The following is a 16,213-nucleotide window of genomic DNA, read 5'->3' as shown; positions in this document are numbered from 1 at the left end:
GTCCTACCGCGCCTCCTGGTCGCTGTCCGGGACCCGGTCCGCCCACAACGGCAGCCGTTCCTTGCGCCGCCGGCCCGTCCCGTTCTGCCGGGCCAGCCGCTCGTTCTGGCCGCGCAGCGCGGTGTGCGGCCCGTCCCACAGCGTGCCGTCGGTCCGGTCACGCGGATCGGGGTCGATCAGCACCACACCGATCACCGGAATGCGCTGGTCCGCGAGCTGCCGTGCCACGGTGTGCAGCCACGCGGCGCCGGCGTGCCCGGCACGCACGACGAGCACGGTCTGAGTGCCGAGGTACGGGAGGTCGGTCCACACCGTGCCGGGCGCCACCGAGCCGACGCCGAGCGGGCGCTCCTCCTGCGACACGGACGCGGCACGCTCACCGCTGACCACGGTCGGGCCTCCCGGCTTCGGGCGGCGGCCTGAGAGCTGCGGGCCGGGCAGACCGTCGATGATGACCACGGGCCCGTCCGCCGCCAGTGCCGCGGCGAGGTCCAGGGCGATCACGCTCGCGCTGCGCGCACAGCCCAGTTCCAGCAGCGACACCGGGTCCGCGGAGCCGCGCACGGTGCGGGCCAGGGACGCGGTGAGCCGTTCGCGTGCGGCCCGGACCCGTCGACGCCGCCACGGTTTGGCCGGCCGGCGGGGCAGCTCCGCGATGACCGAGGCGCCGAGGTTCGCCGCGATGTCCCGGCGCAGCACGGGACGGTCCGCCACCACCGTGCCGACCGCGGCCACCGCGAGCCCGAGGGCGAGCCCGAGGACGAGCCCGATCGCGCCGTTGGTGGCGGCGGTCCTGGGCAGGGAGTGCCGTACCGCGCGGGGTGCGTCCACGATCTGTGTGCCGGCGACGAGCTGGGGCGTGCCGATGCGCGCCTCCGCCGCGCGCTGGTCGAAGTCGGAGATCCGCGAGGTGAGTTCGGCCCGGCGGGCGAAGAGCGACTCCATGTCCGCCGACGCCTTCGGCCCGCTGTCCGGCGATGCCTCCCCGATCGCCTTGTTGACCTGGGCGAGGTCGTCCCGTATCCGGTCACGCTGGTCGAGCAGGGCCTCGGCCTCGGCGTTCGCGGCTTCCTGTATCCGCTTCACATGGTCCGCGACGAACGCGTCGGCCAGTGCCTCGGCGCGAGCCACCGCTTCCGCGTCGCTGTCAGCTGTCACATCGATCTGGAGCAGGTTGTTGGTCAGGCCGATGCCCTCGTAGTCCTGCATGAAGTCCTCCGGTTTTTCCGGGGACTTGAGGGACCGCAGGGCCTCGTCCGCGATCCGCGTGGTGTGCAGCAGCGCGACGTCGGTGCGGATCAGCGTTCCGGGGTCGTTCGGCTGGTCCTCCTGGTGCGCTACCAGCACCTTGGTCACCGCGGTCGGTGGCGGCGGCAGCAGGACCGCCACCGCCGTGCCGCCGAGCAGCCCCAGCAGCGCCATGGAGCACCAGAGGCTGCGTCGCCTGCGCACGGAAACCACCAGCGCCTGCAGGTCCAGCAGAGGAGCGGTGGCCGACGACTCCGAAGTCGTGCTCGTCGTCACTGTGAGCCTCCCGTCGCTTTGTCGCCGACCGCGAGGGCAGGCGTGGCGGCCTCCCGGGGAAGACCGGCGGACCGTGTCGGACGGGCCAGGACAGGGCCGGCGACGACGATGCCGACGACCTCGTGCTCGGCGTCCGCGCACGCCTCGGCGATGCCGGCGAGTTCTCCCGCGGTCCAGCTGCACGCGCTGAGCACGACCAGGGCACCGGACTCGTTGTCGCGGTCCGGCACCAGCGGCTGGTACACCGAAACCCCCACCACCCGCAGCAGTGGATCGCTCTCGGCCTCGGCGACGAGCTGCCCGGCGGCCCGGCGGGCGATCTCGTCGCCGTCCGGGACGACAACCAGCAGCCGCCGGGGGGCGGGCAGCTGGTCCCGTAGGCGGGCGCACACCCGCCGGTAGCGGATCTGGCGGTCGGCCTCGTCGCCGGACGTCCGCGGGGTGGGTATGTCCCACCGGGTGTCGACGCCCAGCAGTCGGCGGATCCGGGCCCGCGGGCCACGGCCTTCCGGCCGGTGCGCGGGCCGTTCACCGGGTACGTCGACGGTACCCAGCAGCACGGAGCCCAGTGCCGTGGCGATCTCCGGTTCGGTGCGCAGCCGGCGGCTCGTCCGTGCGGCGACGAGATGGCCGATGACCGCGAGCAGGAAGAACAGCAGCGCCCCGGCGACGATGAGCTGTATCCGCGTCGGCGGTGCCTCGCCCGCCGGCCGGGCCGCCGGCCCCATGACGACCATGTTGGCCTGCTCGGCAGCCGGGTCGGCCTGGTCCAGCTTGTCGATGGCCTCCTGCAGCGCGGTGCGCAGCTTTTCGAGCTCGGTACGGGTCTGCACGCTCTCCACGGACTGCCCCGGACCGGCCGCGTCGGCCAGCTCGGTGATGCGGCGACTTGTCTGCTGCACCGTCTGCCGCAGCGCCTCGGGCGCCGCAGCTTCCGCGTCGGTGCTGTCGCCTGCTATCCGCGCGGCGAACGCGACGAACTGCTGGGCCACCTGGTCGGAGAGTTGCTGTGCGCGCCTGGGGGTGTCGGCCGTGCCCGAGATCTTGATGATGTTCCCGTCGGCGGTCGTGGCGCTCACCCGATCCCGCAGCTCGCGGCCGCCGACCCCGGTCCAGCCGAGCTTGGCGGCCGCGCGGTCGACCACCACCGAACTGGTCGCGATCTCCGCCTGGGTCAGCAGCTCGCGCTCCTCCCACGCTCCCGGCAGCAGGACCGATGCCGATGTCGTGTATCGCGGTGGAAGCAGCAACGAGGTGCCGTAGCCGAGGAGCGCACCCACCACGGTGAGGATGGTGAGAAGCCGTCGGCGCCGACGGATAATTCGCCCGATCGTGACCAGGCGTATCGTGTCATCGCTCAACGGTGCGGCCTCCCTGCCCGGTTCGGTCGGCCCGGGGACACCGGGGCGTGGTCACTGCAGGCGGCGGCGTAGGCGGCGAGCAGCGATCGCTGGGAGTTCCGCCAGGAGAGCGGCCCGCCGATCCGCTCCTGGCCGATCTTGCCCATCCGGGCCCGCAGCTCAGGGTCGTCCAGCAGCAGCGCGATGAGCCCGGCGAACTCGGCCTCGTCGTTGGCGGGCGCGTAGAGGGCGGCGTCACCGGCGGAGACGCGCGCCTCCCGGAGGTCGAAGGAGACGATCGGCCGGCCCATCGCCATGTACTCCAGGACCTTGTTCATGGTCGACACGTCGTTGAGCGGATTGCGCGGGTCGGGGGAGAGGCACACGTCCGCAGTGGACAGATAGCGCACCAGGTCGGCGTCCGGAATGCGCCCGGTGAACTGCACCTGGTCGGAGAGCCCGAGCCTGTGGGACAGCTCCACCATCGCGTCGAAGGCGTCGCCGGAACCGACGAACACTGCATGCCAGTCGGTCCGCCCGAGCTTGTCGCGCAGCTTCGAGAGGGCCCGCAAGGCGTAGTCGACGCCGTCCTGCGGGCCCATGACACCGAGGTAGCACAGTAGATGAGGCTTGCCGCGCTTCAACTCCGGCTCGGGTGACACCGGTTGGAACCGGTCGGTCTGCGGCGCGCTGCGCACCACGAACACGTCCTCCGGACGCCGGCCGCCACGGCGCATAGCGACGTCCCGGTAGCTCTCGTTCGTGGCGAGGACGACGTCCGCGGCCCGGTAGGTCCGCCGTTCCAGCGCGCACACGGCGCGGTAGAGCAGGTCTTCGCCGCGGTCGAACCGGGAGAGGTACAACTCGGGTACCAGGTCGTGCTGGTCGAAGACGAACCGCGCTCCGCGCCGCTTCAGCCACAGTGCCGGCAGGAACAGCAGGTCGGGTGGGTTGCAGGCGTGGACCACGTCGACCGGGCCGACCTTCCGGGCCAGCCGGACCGTGTGCCACAACGCCGATCCGTACTCCCGCAGGTAGCCGGCCGGCCCTCCGGTGGCCGCACGCAACGGGTAGCGGTGGATCCGCACCCCGTCGATCTCCGCCTCCGCCTCCGTGTCCCGCTTGCTCCCCTGGGGACAGATGACGTGCACCGTCCAGCCCGCGTCGCGCAGCGTCGTGCACTCCTGCCACACCCGTCGGTCGAACGGCACCGACAGGTTCTCCACCAGTATCAGCGCGCGCCGGCCGGGCCGGTCGCCGCCGGCTGTGTCACCGAACGATCTGTCACCAAGCAAGGCCCACGTACCCCGGTTCGGCCCGGCGCGCCTCGGCGTCGGGAAGGTGGACGAGGTCGACAATCACCGTGCCGTCGTCGCCATGGGGCAGCGCCGACAGAACGGCCGGATCCCTGGTCCCGACCAGGACCACCTCGGAGTGCTGGAGCACCTCGTCGACGGAGTCCGCGAGCAACTGCGCGAGGTGCGGCAGCCGGGTCTCGATGTACTCGCGGTTCGCGCCGAGCAGCCGGGAGAGGCTCACGTTGGCGTCGTAGATCTTCAGGTCGTACCCCTTGCCGTAGAGCCTCTCCGCCAGCTCGACGAGCGGGCTCTCGCGGAGATCGTCGGTGCCGGGTTTGAAGGACAGCCCGAACAGGCCCGCCCGGCGCTTGCCGGTGCGCTCGACCAGCTCCACCGCGCGCTGCAGATGGTCGGAGTTGGAGGGCAGCACATGGGCGAGGATGGGTACCGAGACATCGGCCCGGTGCGCCGCGTGGACCAGGCTGCGCAGGTCTTTGGGCAGGCAGGAGCCGCCGAAGGCGAAGCCGGGCCGCAGGTAGGCGGGGCTGATGTTCAGCTTGCGGTCGGCCAGGAACACGTCCATCACCTGGTGCGAGTCCACCCCGAGCGCCTGGCACACGGCGCCCAGCTCGTTCGCGAAGCCGATCTTGAGGCCGTGGAACGCGTTGTCGGCGTACTTGATCGCCTCGGCCGTCGGGACCGGCACCCGGAACACCTCGCCGGGCAGGCCGTCGTACAGCGCCAGCACCGCATCGCCGCTTGCCGGGTCGAGCTCGCCGATGACGGTCTTGGGCGGGTCGAAGAAGTCCCGCACGCTCGTTCCCTCGCGCAGGAACTCCGGGTTGACCGCGACCCCGATGTCCACCCCGGCCGTGCCGCCGACGTACTTCTCCAGGATCGGTACCAGCAGGTTCAGGCAGGTGCCCGGGAGCATGGTGCTGCGGAACACGACGGTGTGCCGCCCGCCCCGCTCGGCCAGCGTGGCGCCGATCTGCTCCGTGACCCGTTCCAAGTACGTGGTGCACAGGCTGCCGTTGGGCTCCGACGGTGTGCCCACGCAGACCAGCGACACCTCGCTGTCCAGGATCGCCTCGCGGACGTCGGCGGTGGCGCGCAGTGCTCCGGTCCGCACGACGTCGGCGATGAGCTCTCCTATCCGTTCCTCGACCACCGGGGCCTTGCCGTCGTTGACCAGGTCGACCTTCACCTGGTTCACATCGACCCCGATGACCTCGTGACCCATGCTTGCCAGGCACGCGGCCGACACACAGCCCACGTAACCGAGCCCGAAAACGCTGACCCTCATAACCCGTTCCTCCCCCCAGGCAAGCCTTCCCGGCGTGCGTTTCGCGCTACGGCTGGACCGTTGAGTTGCAGCCGCCCGCGCATCAGTAGGCTCCCTGCCCGTGGAGCACCGCGCGCAGCGTCTTCCACAAGATCACTGTGTCCAGGGCCAGCGACCAGTCCTCCACGTACCGCAGATCCAGCCGGACCGCCTCTTCCCACGACAGGTCGCTGCGTCCGCTGATCTGCCACAGGCCGGTGAGTCCGGGCTTGACCAGCAGCCGCCGCCGGATGTCCGGGCCGTACGCGGCGGACTCCTCCGGCAGCGGAGGCCGCGGGCCGACGAGCGACATCGATCCGGCGAGCACGTTGAAAAGCTGCGGGAGTTCGTCGACCGAGTACCGGCGCAGCACTGCCCCCACCCGAGTCACCCGCGGATCCCGGCGGAGCTTGAACAGCAGGCCGGCGCCCTCGTTGCGGTCGGCCAGCGCGGCCTGTGCCCGGTCGGCCCCGGCAGCCATGGTGCGGAACTTGAGAATGGTGAACTCGCGGCCGTCCTTGCCGACTCTTCGCTGGCGGTAGAACGCCCCACCCCGACTGTCCACCAGCACGAGCAGCCCGACGCACACCATCAGCGGCGCGAACAGAATCAGCAGAATCGCCGCGCCCATCCGGTCGACGACGCCTTTGACCGCCCGGCGGCCCCCGGTGAAGGTCGGCATGCTGACCCGCAGCAGCGGGATCCCGAGCACCGCGTCGACGTGCAGCCGCGGGCCGGCCACCTCCATCAGCACGGGGGCCACGACCATCTCGGCATCGCTGCCTTCGAGGTTCCAAGCCAGCCGCCGCAGCCTGTCCGGTGACCAGTGCGGGTCCGGTGTGACCGCGACGACACGGTAGCCGTCGCGGCGGACGTGGAGGGCGACGTCCGACAGTCGGCCGACGACCGGCACTCCGTCCAGCAGATCACCGTCGAGCCCGAGACCGTCCGTCATGCACACCGCGTCCACCCGCCAGCCGAGGTGCGGGAACTTGCGGGTCCGGGTGATCAGGTCGCGCACGGTGTCCGGGCTCCCGGCAGCGAGCACCGGTCGCAGGCACCGCCCTTCCTTGCGCTGTTTGTGCAACGAGAGGCGCAGCAGATACCGCGCGGTCATGGTGACAAGCGCGATCGCGGGAATCGCGACGAAGATCCAGAGCTTGATGTTGCGAGAGGTGAGAGCGATTCCGCCGAGCGCCAGTACGACGGTCGCCGTGAACATCGAGCGTCCGAGCCGGCGGAATTCCTCGGCACCCTGGCCGAGCACGGCCGGAGCCCACGACCGGCTCACCGCGAGCGACCCCAACACCAGCAGCTCGGTGCCGAATGCGAGAATTCCCCATTTCTCATGCCAGTTGGCCGCGTCCCGGGCCCCGAAGAAGTTGCCGATCGCCGCCACCACGAAGGCGGTGGCCACGGCATCGCTGATGATCACGGTACGTCGGTACCGCTGCTCCCACTCGATCGCAGGCCGGCTGATTACCTCGTTCGCCAGACGCCCGCGCGTCGACGGAAACGGGCTGGCCAATTCCCCTTGCCGCACAGAACCCCCCAGGTCCCCAGTGGTTCGACGTGTTCGCCTCACACTGTTTCTCGCCCCGGGAGGCCCCCGCCTCCCGCGCTGTCCCTCCCCTCGGGAGACCCCCGCCCCCCGTGCCGCGCTGTCCCTCCTCGCGGGCAGCCCCCGCCCCCGCGCATGACATCCCGGTTATTTCAGAGCTGCTTGAACAATGCAGCCTGGTGGCAGCGGACTCGCATGTCCTTCCACACCCTCGAAGTGCGCAGGAACCCGTCGAGAACCCGGGTGCTCCCCTTACCCAAACCCCTCTCGGGCTCCAAGAATTGATCATCCCCACGTCTGGCGCCGGAGACGCGACTGCTGGTATTCCGTAGCGCCGGACCTATAGATCATTAACGGTCGCTCGTGTTCGAACAGCTGAAGCACGGTCAATCTAGACCATCGGGGCCAGATATGAAGAGGGGATGTGTGTAATTTGTGTTCAAGCTTTGAGACTGGATGCACCGATAGATGACCGACTGTGGGCGGCTTCACGCCACCGCGCCCTCCAGCAGCTCGCCCGGCCCCCGTGCGCTGCTTCTGGCGATAGTGATCGACGAGCTGCAGCGGACCGTCTGCGGCGCCCGGTTGTTCGGCGGCGACTTCCCGCCGTTCGTGCACCACGGCCGACCGCTGCGGGTGCCCGAGGGGGGTGGGACGATCGGCCAGGACAACGAGACGAATGACTTGATCGTGTCGGTGCGCGGTGGCATCGACCAAGAGCGGGCGCAACCGTCTCGAGGTCCGAGCGGATGCCGCGAAGCCGGCCCAGGCGCCGGAGGTGGGCCGAAGAAGCGGACAGGATGCTCCCGGTGGAAGCTCCACGACCAAGATGCCGTCTCGTCCAGGAGCACCCGCGCTGCTCCAACACCCCGCACCAGCCTGCCTCGTGATCCTGGACGGGACGCTGTTTGCCGACCGACCACCCTGCTCACCGCCGACACGCTGTAGTACGCGCCTGCGACGTGATCCGGATGCTGTCCCGGGACGGACGCCCCACCCAGCTGGGCGACGCGATCGCACACTGCGGGCGGATCGCCAAACCCCTGCACATCCTGCGCCTGGCCGACGAGCCCGGCTACCGCAGGCAGATCAAGGTGCAGGCCAACCTCCAGGAACGCCGCCACGCGCTCGCCCGGAAGACATTCCATGGCTGCGCAGGACAGCTCTGCCGGCGCTACCAGGAAGGCACGGAGGAGCAGAGAGGTAGCCGCACCGGATGTGCTGAGGTGATCAAGGCCGGACGGTGCCTCCACCGGAGGCCGGCGAGCCCCGACGCTCCGCTCCGGCGGTTGCCGCGGTGCGCAGCCTCGGGGTCAGCGCCGCACGCAGCGCCGGGGTGAGGACATGGCGGGTCTCGGACGGGGTGAGGGCGGCGGGGGTGGGGAGGGGGTTGAGGTAGCGGGTGTAGATGAGGCCGCCGAGGATCGTCACCACGGCCGTGGCGCGGGCGGTCGCGTCCCGGCCGCCGAGAAATTCAACAAGCCTGGCCAGCAGCTCGCGTTCCAGGTATTCGCGGATCACCTCGGCAGCCTCCTCGCCCTGGGCGGTGAGCTGGAGGAAGTCGGCGTCCTCCCACAGGTCCGTCACCGCGTCGATCAGGCGGTCGGGGAGGGTGGCCGGATCGCCGCCGAGGATGTCGTCCCCCGCCAGTGCGTTGGCACACTGGAACCGCATCACGTCCGCGAACAGGCCCTTCTTCGAGCCGAAGTGGTACGCGATCAGCGCCGGGTCGACCCCGGCGGTCCCGGCCACCGCACGCAGGGTGGTGCCCCGGTAGCCGCGCTGCAGGAACAGCGCACGGGCCGCCGTGACGATCGACTCGCGGGTCGGCGGGCTGCCGCGAGGGCGGCCTCGGGTGCGGGCGGGGGCCGGGTCGGCGTTATTCATCAGCGTTGAGCCTGCGTTTCGTGATCGGCACAGTCAAGGGCGTTCCGGTAACCACACGAAGGGATGACCCGACGCCATGCGTATCGCAGTCTTCGGCGCCAACGGACCGACCGGCCGCCACCTCACCGACCAGGCCCTCGCTGCAGGCCACGAGGTCGTCGCCGTGACCCGCCGCCCCGGCTCCCTCCCCGCGCGGCCCGGCCTCACCGTGGCCGTCGCCGACGCCACCGACCCGGCGGCTGTCGACGCCGCGATCGGAGGGACGGACACCGTCCTCTCCGCATTGGGCGCGCGTTTCAGCAAGGAGGACATCACCACGTACTCGGCGAGCGCCACGGCCATCACCGGGGCCATGGCCCGCCACCGCATCAAGCGGTTGCTCGCCGTAAGCTCCAGCGTCGCCGACCCGAACTGGCGTCCCACCGGCGCACACTTCTTCAATCATGTGCTCGACCCACTGGTGAACCGACGCCTCGGGCGCACCCTCCACGAGGATATGCGCCGCATGGAGGCCGTGATCGGGCGGACGGACCTCGACTGGACATTCGTCCGGCCCTCAGGTCTCTTCGAGCACCCCGTCGTCACGGACTACCAGACCGCCGAGACCAGCGCCGACGGCGTCTTCACCGCCCGTGCCGACCTCGCCGCGAGCATGCTGCGCGAGCTGGAGGAGCGGCGACACGTGCGTACGGCCATGGGTGTCATCACCACGGCCGTGAAGCCGAACATCGCCAAGCTGATCTGGAACGAGGGCCTGAAGAAGAAGTGAGTCGAACCACTGTCGTACTTTCAGCCGTCACACAGGCGTTCCTCGCTCGCCCCACATGGCCACCCCCACCACTCTCCGCCCCGACGCCACCCCGCACGTCCCCCCTGCGTTGCCCGCCTGGCTGAGGTTGATCACCTCCACCCCTCCGAGCGCGGCTGCCACCACCGGCCAGGTCCCGGTCGGGCCGTCAGCCTCGCTGCAGTGGCTGATGGAACTGCCGTGGTGCACCCAGCGGCGCAGCCCGTCCGGCAGCGGTGCCGGCACGTCGCCGTCAGCGCGCAGTGCCACCAGTTCCGTCGGGGTCTGCTGCGGCAGCCACAACTCGACGTCCTTCATGCCGGCCGGCAGCCCGGCGAACCGTACGGTCCCTGGCTCACCCCCGGGATGAGTCGCTGTACGGCCCCGGGGCCCGCCATCCGCAGCACGTTGCCCACCGGCGCCTGCTGACGCCCGGCCAAGGCACCGTCCACCAGCAACTCCAGCATCCCGGTCGGGCGAGGGTGGGGGTCGCGGTCGAGCTGGCCGGTGGAGGTGAGTACCTCCAGCTCCAGTTCGCGCGCATCAGTGCGGAACACAAGCCGCACCCCCGAAGGCATCACCGTCACCCCGTGGACCGACGGGTCCTGGTACTGCTCCTTGGTCCACGCGGGCAACCGGCGCGGCATCACCCCTGCCTGTGTGGTCTCCAGGTCCAGCGCACCCCGCAACTCCACCGGCCCGCCCACCAGTGGAACCGCCTGCAGCGCCACCGTCACCGCTCCTGTCCCAGGTCGATGTGGACCGCAGATGACATCAACCCGGTGCCTTCGTGACTCATCGACGCCCGCCGAACTCCCAGTCGTGGACCTCGATGTCCGCGTACCTGTCCGGAGTCAGGACGGCTCGTGCCGTGTCCGGATCCGGGGCTCTGAGCAGCACTGCCGTACCCAGCCAGGTGTCGCCGTCGTCGGACAGCAGCGGCCCGTACGCGACCAGCTCGTCCCGGTCGTCCGGCAGGGCAAGGTCGGCGGCCGGGGCCTCGCCGAGGCCGATCACCAGGTACCGGTTGCCACCGGTCAGGCCACCGGGGAAATCCCACATGGTGCGCCCCAGCACGTTGCGCCACCGGCGCAGCAGCACATCCCGGTACGCGCCGGCCTGGTAGTTGGGCTCGTCGAAGGCGAACGCGCGGGCGGCGGCGGGGTCGGGCAGGTCGACGATGTGCACGCTGCCGGTGGGTGTTTCACCGTCATCGGCGAAGGTCGGGCCGCGAGCGATCAGCTCCTTCGCGTACCGGTCCATGTAGGACCAGTGCTCCTCCAGCAACTCCTCGCGTAACGCGAGGGAGCCGGGCCGATCACGGTGGTAGCAGAAGAACTCCATGACCACAGACCCTTCCCCATCAAGGGCACCGTCTCAACTGGGTTTCGTCGACGATGACCTCGCGTTCCACACGGGGCGGCATTCCGCCATGCGGCGCAGCCCATCACGGCCGCGCGGTCACAACCAGTGACAACGGACTCTGAAAACGGGCACTGAAGGCGGCCTTCGGTGTCGTGCCTGCCGAGCAGTGGCGTGCGGGGAGCGGCCGGGGAGCCGGCGACTGCGCCGAGGATCGCCTCGCTCGTCTCGCGACCTCAGTATTTCTCCCAGCCGCTCAAAGACGGCTTGTAGGCGTCGTCCAGCCCCTTGAAGACCACTCCTTCCATCCCGACCGATGCCCATGTCAGCCACTCGCGCACGGTATCGGCCTCGGTGGTCGACGGGCACAGCACCCACGGCGCCGACAGTCGGCGGGCGGCGAACACGGACTCCACCGCTGCCCTATGGAGTGTCGAGCGTCGCAACACTTTGCTACATCGAGTGGAACACTGCACATGACCGTGCAGTAGAAGTGCGCAGAGTGCGCGAAGTGCGCATGCGTCGATCGCCTGCGGGTCGGCCGTCTGGGTGTGTACGCGGGAGCCGGTTCTGGCTCGCTTTTCGTGACGGAGTCACGTGGGTGACCACTTGCTGTGCCGAGGGCCTGGAGGATGTGCCGCATTTCCCGACGCCGTTGGTTGGCATCGGCACAGTCCATGCACCCCGCCGTCAGCTCTGATCCGTCTTGGAGGAGACGAACCAGTTCGAGGTCCACCCGTACTTCCAACAGGCCGCACTGCAGCGCACCATGCACGCCGACTACGGCATTCTGACGCAGGCACGGTCACCCATCGGAGGAGGGCCGCTCTGCCATCCCCAAGTCGACCGAGCCGCCCGCATCGCCGAGAACTTCGATGTCTTCGGCTTCGAGCTCACCGCCGAGCAGCTCACCGCTGGCTTCGAACGTGTCGGCTGGCCCCAGGGGAACGACTTGGGTTCCAGAGGTGGTTGCAAAACCTGACCCTGCGGGGTGTTGCGATGGCCAAGCCGCGGCGAACGGCCGATTCACCGGGTCATAGCCACAACACCCCATCCAAGCCGAAAGGCATATGATCTACGACTTCTGTCGGGGCTTCTAAAGCCCCAGCACTTCGCCGTACTGGATGGCCCCGTGGGGCAGCGCGAAGCCGAACGGAGTCAGCGACTTGCCCGGCGGGTACGTCTCCTCGGCGCTGCTCGGCACGAACCAGACGCCACCCGACCTGGGCTCACCGGCGTTCTCCCCGGGCGCGCTCACCGCTGTGTCCCACAGGCCGTCTCGGTTGTAGTCGCCGACGGCCACCTGGGCGCCGAAGCGGTCGCCGGCCTCGGCCGTGCCGGGCATGTTCGGGGTGCTCTGGCTGCGGGCCAGGCCGCCATAGGGGCCGTGCTCCGTGCCGTTCATGGTGACGTATCCGCCCGCGTCCTTGACGGTGCCCACGTCCTCACCGGGCACGCCGACCACCAGTTCCGGACGGTTGTCGCCGTTCAGGTCGCCGGCGGACAGCGCGGCGCCGAAGTCGTCGCCCTCCTCGGCGGCACCGCCGACCTCCGGGTTCGACTGGGTGATGCACTCGTTCTCGGTGCCGAACTGTGCGGTCTTCGATCCCTTGAGCAGGAGCAGCGCACCGCCGAGCCGGTCCTGGCAATGCGTCGTCTCCGACTCGGGATTGGGCTGTACGAGGCCGACCGCGAGGTCGTCGGTGCCGTCCCGGTCGAAGTCGGCGGCGGCGAGCGCGCTGCCCCGGTCGGCGTCGGCCCACCACTGGGCGGGCTTGGCCTGCCCGTCCCAGCGCGTGATGAAGGTGCCGGAGTCGTCCATGGCCTGCCAGGTGGTGGCAAGGTCGTCCCGGCCGTCACCGTCGAAGTCGCCGGTGGCCAGGGCGCGGGTGGCACCGCCCATGCTGTAGCGGCGCAATGTGGATGTGGTCACGGGGTCGGCGGTGAGTGGGCCCGGGCGGAACCGGAGCGCGCCGTGTTCCTCGCCGTTCTCCCCGTACACGAGGTCGGTGTCGCCGTCGCCGTCGTAGTCACCCGTGGTGATGGTGCGGCCGATGCTGCTGTACTCGGACGCGCCCCTGGCCACGGTGGTGCCCTTGACGTTCCACTCCGAGCCGTCCAGGACGGTGATGGTGCCCTCGTCCTTGAACTGGTCGGAGGTGAGCGACTCGCCGCTCGCGCCGACGACGAGCTCGAAGACGCCGTCGCCGTTCACGTCGACGGGTGCCACGGAGGAGCCGAAGCGGTCGTCGGCCTCGGGCGTGCCTGGTATGCCGGCCTCAGCCTGGCTGATGACGCCGGTGGACTGGTACGGGCTCTCCGAGCCGCCGTAGATCACGCTGACGTAGCCGGCCTTGGCCTTGCCGTTCACTGTGGCGTTGGGCATGCCGACCGCGATGTCCGTGTACCCGTCGCCGTTGAAGTCGAACCGCGCAGTCGTTGCGGCCGCGGCGCTCCCGGCGAGCGGCAGGGTCAGGCCGGTTGCGGTGAGTGCCGCTACGGTGGCGGTGACTGCCAGGGTGCGTGCGCGCACGGTGAACTCCCAAGTCGAAGCAGGAATTGAGGGCGAAAGGCTTTCGGGGGTGTGACGCGCGAGGTGTACGAAGGGTTGTGTGGAAGGTGGCCGCCCGGCGGGCACGTGTCGCTGTGCGGGTTGGCGTGCGGGGTGGTGTGTGAGCTGCCGTGTGGCGGTCGGCGCCAGTTTTGCGTGGCAGGTCCGACAGCAGCCCCAGCATCAGATCCTGTACCCGACGCTGGGGTTCAACCCTGGCGAACCGGCAGGCAATCCGGCTCGTCAGGCCCTCGAACGCTTTCTGCCGGCGAGCCGGGCCCGCGCTGCGACCTGCGGCCATCGCAAGATCGTCGGTCTTCACACACCGATGATCAGCGGTGGCCGCAGCCTTCCCGCAGCCGACCCACGAGCAGGATCAAGGTCTATGGCTGGAGGTCGCGCTGGTACCAAGTGCCTGACTTGCCGCCGAGATCGGCCGGGGTGGCAGGGCCAACCGGGACGAACCCGGTCTTGGTCAAGACTTTCTGGGACGCGGCATTGTCGTGGGAGGCGGCCGCCCGCAGCGTGAGCAGGCCGTGCAGCGCTGTCGCCATCCGGCACAGCTCCCGGACGGTCGCGGTCGCCACGCCGCGGCCGGCGACCTGCTCCGCGACCCGGTAGCCGAGTCTGGCGGCGCCGTTCTCCAAGTCGTACAGGTTGAACCTGCCGAGTACCGAGCCGTCCTCGGCGACGAGCACGTAGAAGGCGCAGATGCCGGCCTCTTGCTCGGCCAACGAGGCGTTGTACCGGTCGGTGAACTGGTCGAAAAAGTCGTTGCCGCGGTCGGAGATCGAGGCAGCGAAGTAGGCGCGGTTCTCCAGCTCGAAGGCCAGGACCGCCGGGGCGTGGCCGGCATGTAGCCGATTCAGCTTGGGCATTGCCCGACACTACCCAGATCGTGCGCTGAGGCCATCTGAGTTTCCGCCAGCGGCAGACAGCCCCAGGACCAGGGCACATAACGATCTACGGCTGGAGTAAGAGGTCCTAAGGGAATGACTCTTTGGGGTCGGCTCCTCGTCGCGGGGTGCTGTCGGGCAGCATGGGGCGATGCACTTCGATCAACCGTTGCCGCGCGAGCTGAAAGCCATCGATTCGGCCTCGCTGTTCAGGCTGGAGGAGCGGGCGTGTGACCTCGGCCTGAGCCAGTGGTTGGACCCGGCGTGGGTGCAGGCGAATGCGGCGACCGACGGTACCCACTACCTGTGGCCGGCCTTGTGGCACAGCCTGTCCCACCGCCCGGACGTTCCGCGTCAGCTGCGGTGCGAGCTGTTGATCACTCTTCGCGCGGGGGACCGCGTGATGAGCCTGCTGGACGTGCTTCCCGACGCCTTCACCCCGCTGCCGAGGGTGACCTCACGCGAAGAAGGCATGCAGGTCAGCCAGCTCTTTGACCGTGCTCCTTCGGTCAGGGAGTGGCTACTGCGGGAGGGCAGGAGATCGGGTCAGCTGTGACAGGCGTCGCCAGCAGATGAGCATGTACCCCAGGGTGAGGAAGGCTTCGTGGATGTCGTCGCGGATCTCCCGTCGGATCCGCGGGCGGCGGAACCAGTGCAGATGGCAAGGCGCGCTCGACACCCCAACGGTGGGTGCCGAGTCCGGAGCCGTGTTCGGTGCCGCGTCGCGCGATGAGCGGTTATATGCCGAGCGCGCGGACGAGACGGCGGTATTTGTCGTGGTCGTAGCCACGGTCACCAAGCACGACGTCGGGCCGGGCGGCCTGGGCGGCGGGTCTTCGAGCCCGGTGGCCTTCCCGGCCCGGGAAGGCTGGGTGCACCGGCGGGGGAGCCGGGAGGCCAGTCGTGCGGCTTCTGCCCGTTGAAGGTCGAGAGCGATTCGCTGTTCGGTTCCGGCCGCTGCGCGGGGGCGAAATCCTGGTCTGTGGGACGGAACTTCCCCGCTGTGCGATCCGGTGTTTCCGGTAGGGAAGTCACGCATCAGCGATATCCGGCAACGACATCATCTGACTTGGCAGGCTTCCTGCGATGCCGAATATAACGTGAGAGCTCCACCGCACCGGTTACCGCGAACGCGAGCCCGACGCCGACGGCGATAGCGAGGAGTGTATTCTCCTGGAAGAAGATTCCACCGAGGTATCCCGACAGTGCGGTGTAGGCACTCCAGGTGGACGTGGAAATCGCAACGTACAGCATGAACCTGCGCAGCGGGTATCTCACCACCCCTGCGGTTCCTGTGGCGAGATAGCGTCCGACCGGAATGAATCGCGTGGAGACGAGTACAAAACCGCCGCGTAATTCGAGTTCGCGCTTGAACCAGTCATACGCCGTCCGGCGCTTTGTGCCAACTGGCAGGCGCCTGAGTATGCGTTCCCCCATCAACTGGCCGATGGAGTAGGGAACGAGGTCGCCGAGAAAGGCGCCGACCGTCGTAGCGGCGATGACAAGCATAATGTTCGTTTGCCCAGTTGCAGCGGCGATTCCTGCGAGGATCACGACGGGTTCACTCGGGATCAATGGGAGGAAGGAGTCGAGTAAGGATACCGCAATGAGTACGGCGTAGAGCGCGGGTGACGCCAGCAGAGACTCCGTGAGGTCTATCCAGTCCGGCATCTAATACACGCC

The 16,213-nt window shown here is 69.3% G+C and carries 16 protein-coding genes and 2 pseudogenes; 4 read left to right on the top strand and 14 right to left on the bottom strand.

Annotated features, from left to right (window positions below):
* Positions 1-3: 3 nt before the first annotated feature.
* From OG858_RS00865 to OG858_RS00845, 5 genes are all read right to left on the bottom strand, one after another.
* Positions 4-1,524, bottom strand: coding sequence for a Wzz/FepE/Etk N-terminal domain-containing protein (locus OG858_RS00865; protein ID WP_319317862.1), 1,521 nt, complete (start codon positions 1,522-1,524; stop codon positions 4-6).
* Positions 1,521-2,885, bottom strand: a complete 1,365-nt coding sequence (locus OG858_RS00860) for a Wzz/FepE/Etk N-terminal domain-containing protein (RefSeq protein WP_328545245.1) — start codon at positions 2,883-2,885, stop codon at positions 1,521-1,523. The genes OG858_RS00865 and OG858_RS00860 overlap by 4 nt, the downstream gene beginning before the upstream one ends.
* A complete protein-coding gene (locus OG858_RS00855; RefSeq protein WP_327723113.1) occupies positions 2,882-4,159 on the bottom strand; it encodes a glycosyltransferase family 4 protein in 1,278 nt (425 codons plus the stop codon). The genes OG858_RS00860 and OG858_RS00855 overlap by 4 nt, the downstream gene beginning before the upstream one ends.
* Positions 4,149-5,468: a nucleotide sugar dehydrogenase gene (locus OG858_RS00850; protein WP_327723112.1), complete on the bottom strand. Its 1,320-nt coding sequence runs from the start codon at positions 5,466-5,468 to the stop codon at positions 4,149-4,151. Before OG858_RS00850 ends, OG858_RS00855 begins: the two co-directional genes overlap by 11 nt.
* Positions 5,469-5,550: 82 nt before the next feature.
* Positions 5,551-7,029, bottom strand: coding sequence for a sugar transferase (locus OG858_RS00845; RefSeq protein ID WP_107482319.1), 1,479 nt, complete (start codon positions 7,027-7,029; stop codon positions 5,551-5,553).
* Positions 7,030-7,994: 965 nt separating this feature from the next.
* Between OG858_RS00845 and OG858_RS48020 the strand changes: the two are divergent.
* Positions 7,995-8,255: pseudogene (locus tag OG858_RS48020) on the top strand (Tn3 family transposase); the annotation flags it as partial.
* Positions 8,256-8,277: 22 nt separating this feature from the next.
* Here OG858_RS48020 and OG858_RS00835 read toward each other — a convergent pair.
* A complete protein-coding gene (locus tag OG858_RS00835; protein WP_319266037.1) occupies positions 8,278-8,934 on the bottom strand; it encodes a TetR/AcrR family transcriptional regulator in 657 nt (218 codons plus the stop codon).
* Positions 8,935-9,010: 76 nt separating this feature from the next.
* Between OG858_RS00835 and OG858_RS00830 the strand changes: the two genes are divergently transcribed.
* Complete coding sequence (locus tag OG858_RS00830) at positions 9,011-9,703, top strand: NAD(P)-dependent oxidoreductase (protein WP_319068599.1); 693 nt, start codon at positions 9,011-9,013, stop codon at positions 9,701-9,703.
* Positions 9,704-9,730: 27 nt separating this feature from the next.
* Here OG858_RS00830 and OG858_RS00825 read toward each other — a convergent pair whose 3' ends face one another.
* The 4 genes from OG858_RS00825 to OG858_RS00810 all read right to left on the bottom strand — a co-directional run bounded on the left by OG858_RS00825 (position 9,731) and on the right by OG858_RS00810 (position 11,499).
* Positions 9,731-10,039: an SGNH/GDSL hydrolase family protein gene (locus OG858_RS00825; RefSeq protein WP_327723110.1), complete on the bottom strand. Its 309-nt coding sequence runs from the start codon at positions 10,037-10,039 to the stop codon at positions 9,731-9,733.
* Positions 10,036-10,452 (bottom strand): hypothetical protein, encoded by a 417-nt coding sequence (locus OG858_RS00820; protein ID WP_328545246.1) that lies wholly within the window; start codon positions 10,450-10,452, stop codon positions 10,036-10,038. Before OG858_RS00820 ends, OG858_RS00825 begins: the two co-directional genes overlap by 4 nt.
* Before the next feature lie 64 nt (positions 10,453-10,516).
* Positions 10,517-11,065 carry a YciI family protein gene (locus tag OG858_RS00815; RefSeq protein WP_319068604.1) on the bottom strand — a complete coding sequence of 183 codons (549 nt, stop codon included), beginning with the start codon at positions 11,063-11,065 and terminating at the stop codon, positions 10,517-10,519.
* Between the two features lie 254 nt (positions 11,066-11,319).
* A complete protein-coding gene (locus tag OG858_RS00810) occupies positions 11,320-11,499 on the bottom strand; it encodes a DNA ligase-like domain-containing protein (protein WP_086754512.1) in 180 nt (59 codons plus the stop codon).
* A gap of 290 nt (positions 11,500-11,789) precedes the next feature.
* Here OG858_RS00810 and OG858_RS00805 point away from each other — a divergent pair, with 290 nt between their 5' ends.
* Positions 11,790-12,065, top strand: coding sequence for an aldo-keto reductase family protein (locus OG858_RS00805; RefSeq protein WP_179201530.1), 276 nt, complete (start codon positions 11,790-11,792; stop codon positions 12,063-12,065).
* A 114-nt stretch (positions 12,066-12,179) separates the two neighbouring features.
* On the opposite strand, the gene OG858_RS00800 is transcribed toward OG858_RS00805, so the two are convergent.
* From OG858_RS00800 to OG858_RS00795, 3 genes and pseudogenes are all read right to left on the bottom strand, one after another.
* Positions 12,180-13,616 (bottom strand): FG-GAP and VCBS repeat-containing protein, encoded by a 1,437-nt coding sequence (locus tag OG858_RS00800; protein ID WP_319068607.1) that lies wholly within the window; start codon positions 13,614-13,616, stop codon positions 12,180-12,182.
* Positions 13,617-13,785: 169 nt separating this feature from the next.
* Positions 13,786-13,935 (bottom strand): annotated as a pseudogene (locus OG858_RS48015) (IS701 family transposase); the annotation flags it as partial.
* 82 nt (positions 13,936-14,017) lie between these two features.
* Positions 14,018-14,512 (bottom strand): GNAT family N-acetyltransferase, encoded by a 495-nt coding sequence (locus tag OG858_RS00795; protein ID WP_319318169.1) that lies wholly within the window; start codon positions 14,510-14,512, stop codon positions 14,018-14,020.
* 169 nt (positions 14,513-14,681) lie between these two features.
* Between OG858_RS00795 and OG858_RS00790 the strand changes: the two genes are divergently transcribed.
* Positions 14,682-15,086 (top strand): hypothetical protein, encoded by a 405-nt coding sequence (locus OG858_RS00790; protein WP_319318167.1) that lies wholly within the window; start codon positions 14,682-14,684, stop codon positions 15,084-15,086.
* Between the two features lie 482 nt (positions 15,087-15,568).
* Here OG858_RS00790 and OG858_RS00780 read toward each other — a convergent pair whose 3' ends face one another.
* Complete coding sequence (locus OG858_RS00780; RefSeq protein ID WP_086754189.1) at positions 15,569-16,201, bottom strand: DedA family protein; 633 nt, start codon at positions 16,199-16,201, stop codon at positions 15,569-15,571.
* Positions 16,202-16,213 lie beyond the last annotated feature (12 nt).

Source organism: Streptomyces europaeiscabiei (assembly GCF_036346855.1).
Taxonomy (GTDB): Bacteria; Actinomycetota; Actinomycetes; order Streptomycetales; family Streptomycetaceae; genus Streptomyces; species Streptomyces europaeiscabiei.
This window is presented reverse-complemented; position numbering and strand designations above follow the sequence as displayed.

What these genes read in the sequence shown, in the direction of transcription:
- OG858_RS00850 (WP_327723112.1), bottom strand. Translation starts at nt 5,468, where the DNA reads ATGAGGGTCAGCGTTTTCGGGCTCGGTTACGTGGGCTGTGTGTCGGCC.
- OG858_RS00835 (WP_319266037.1), bottom strand. Translation starts at nt 8,934, where the DNA reads ATGAATAACGCCGACCCGGCCCCCGCCCGCACCCGAGGCCGCCCTCGC.
- OG858_RS00830 (WP_319068599.1), top strand. Translation starts at nt 9,011, where the DNA reads ATGCGTATCGCAGTCTTCGGCGCCAACGGACCGACCGGCCGCCACCTC.
- OG858_RS00825 (WP_327723110.1), bottom strand. Translation starts at nt 10,039, where the DNA reads ATGAAGGACGTCGAGTTGTGGCTGCCGCAGCAGACCCCGACGGAACTG.
- OG858_RS00815 (WP_319068604.1), bottom strand. Translation starts at nt 11,065, where the DNA reads ATGGAGTTCTTCTGCTACCACCGTGATCGGCCCGGCTCCCTCGCGTTA.
- OG858_RS00795 (WP_319318169.1), bottom strand. Translation starts at nt 14,512, where the DNA reads ATGCCCAAGCTGAATCGGCTACATGCCGGCCACGCCCCGGCGGTCCTG.
- OG858_RS00790 (WP_319318167.1), top strand. Translation starts at nt 14,682, where the DNA reads ATGCACTTCGATCAACCGTTGCCGCGCGAGCTGAAAGCCATCGATTCG.
- OG858_RS00780 (WP_086754189.1), bottom strand. Translation starts at nt 16,201, where the DNA reads ATGCCGGACTGGATAGACCTCACGGAGTCTCTGCTGGCGTCACCCGCG.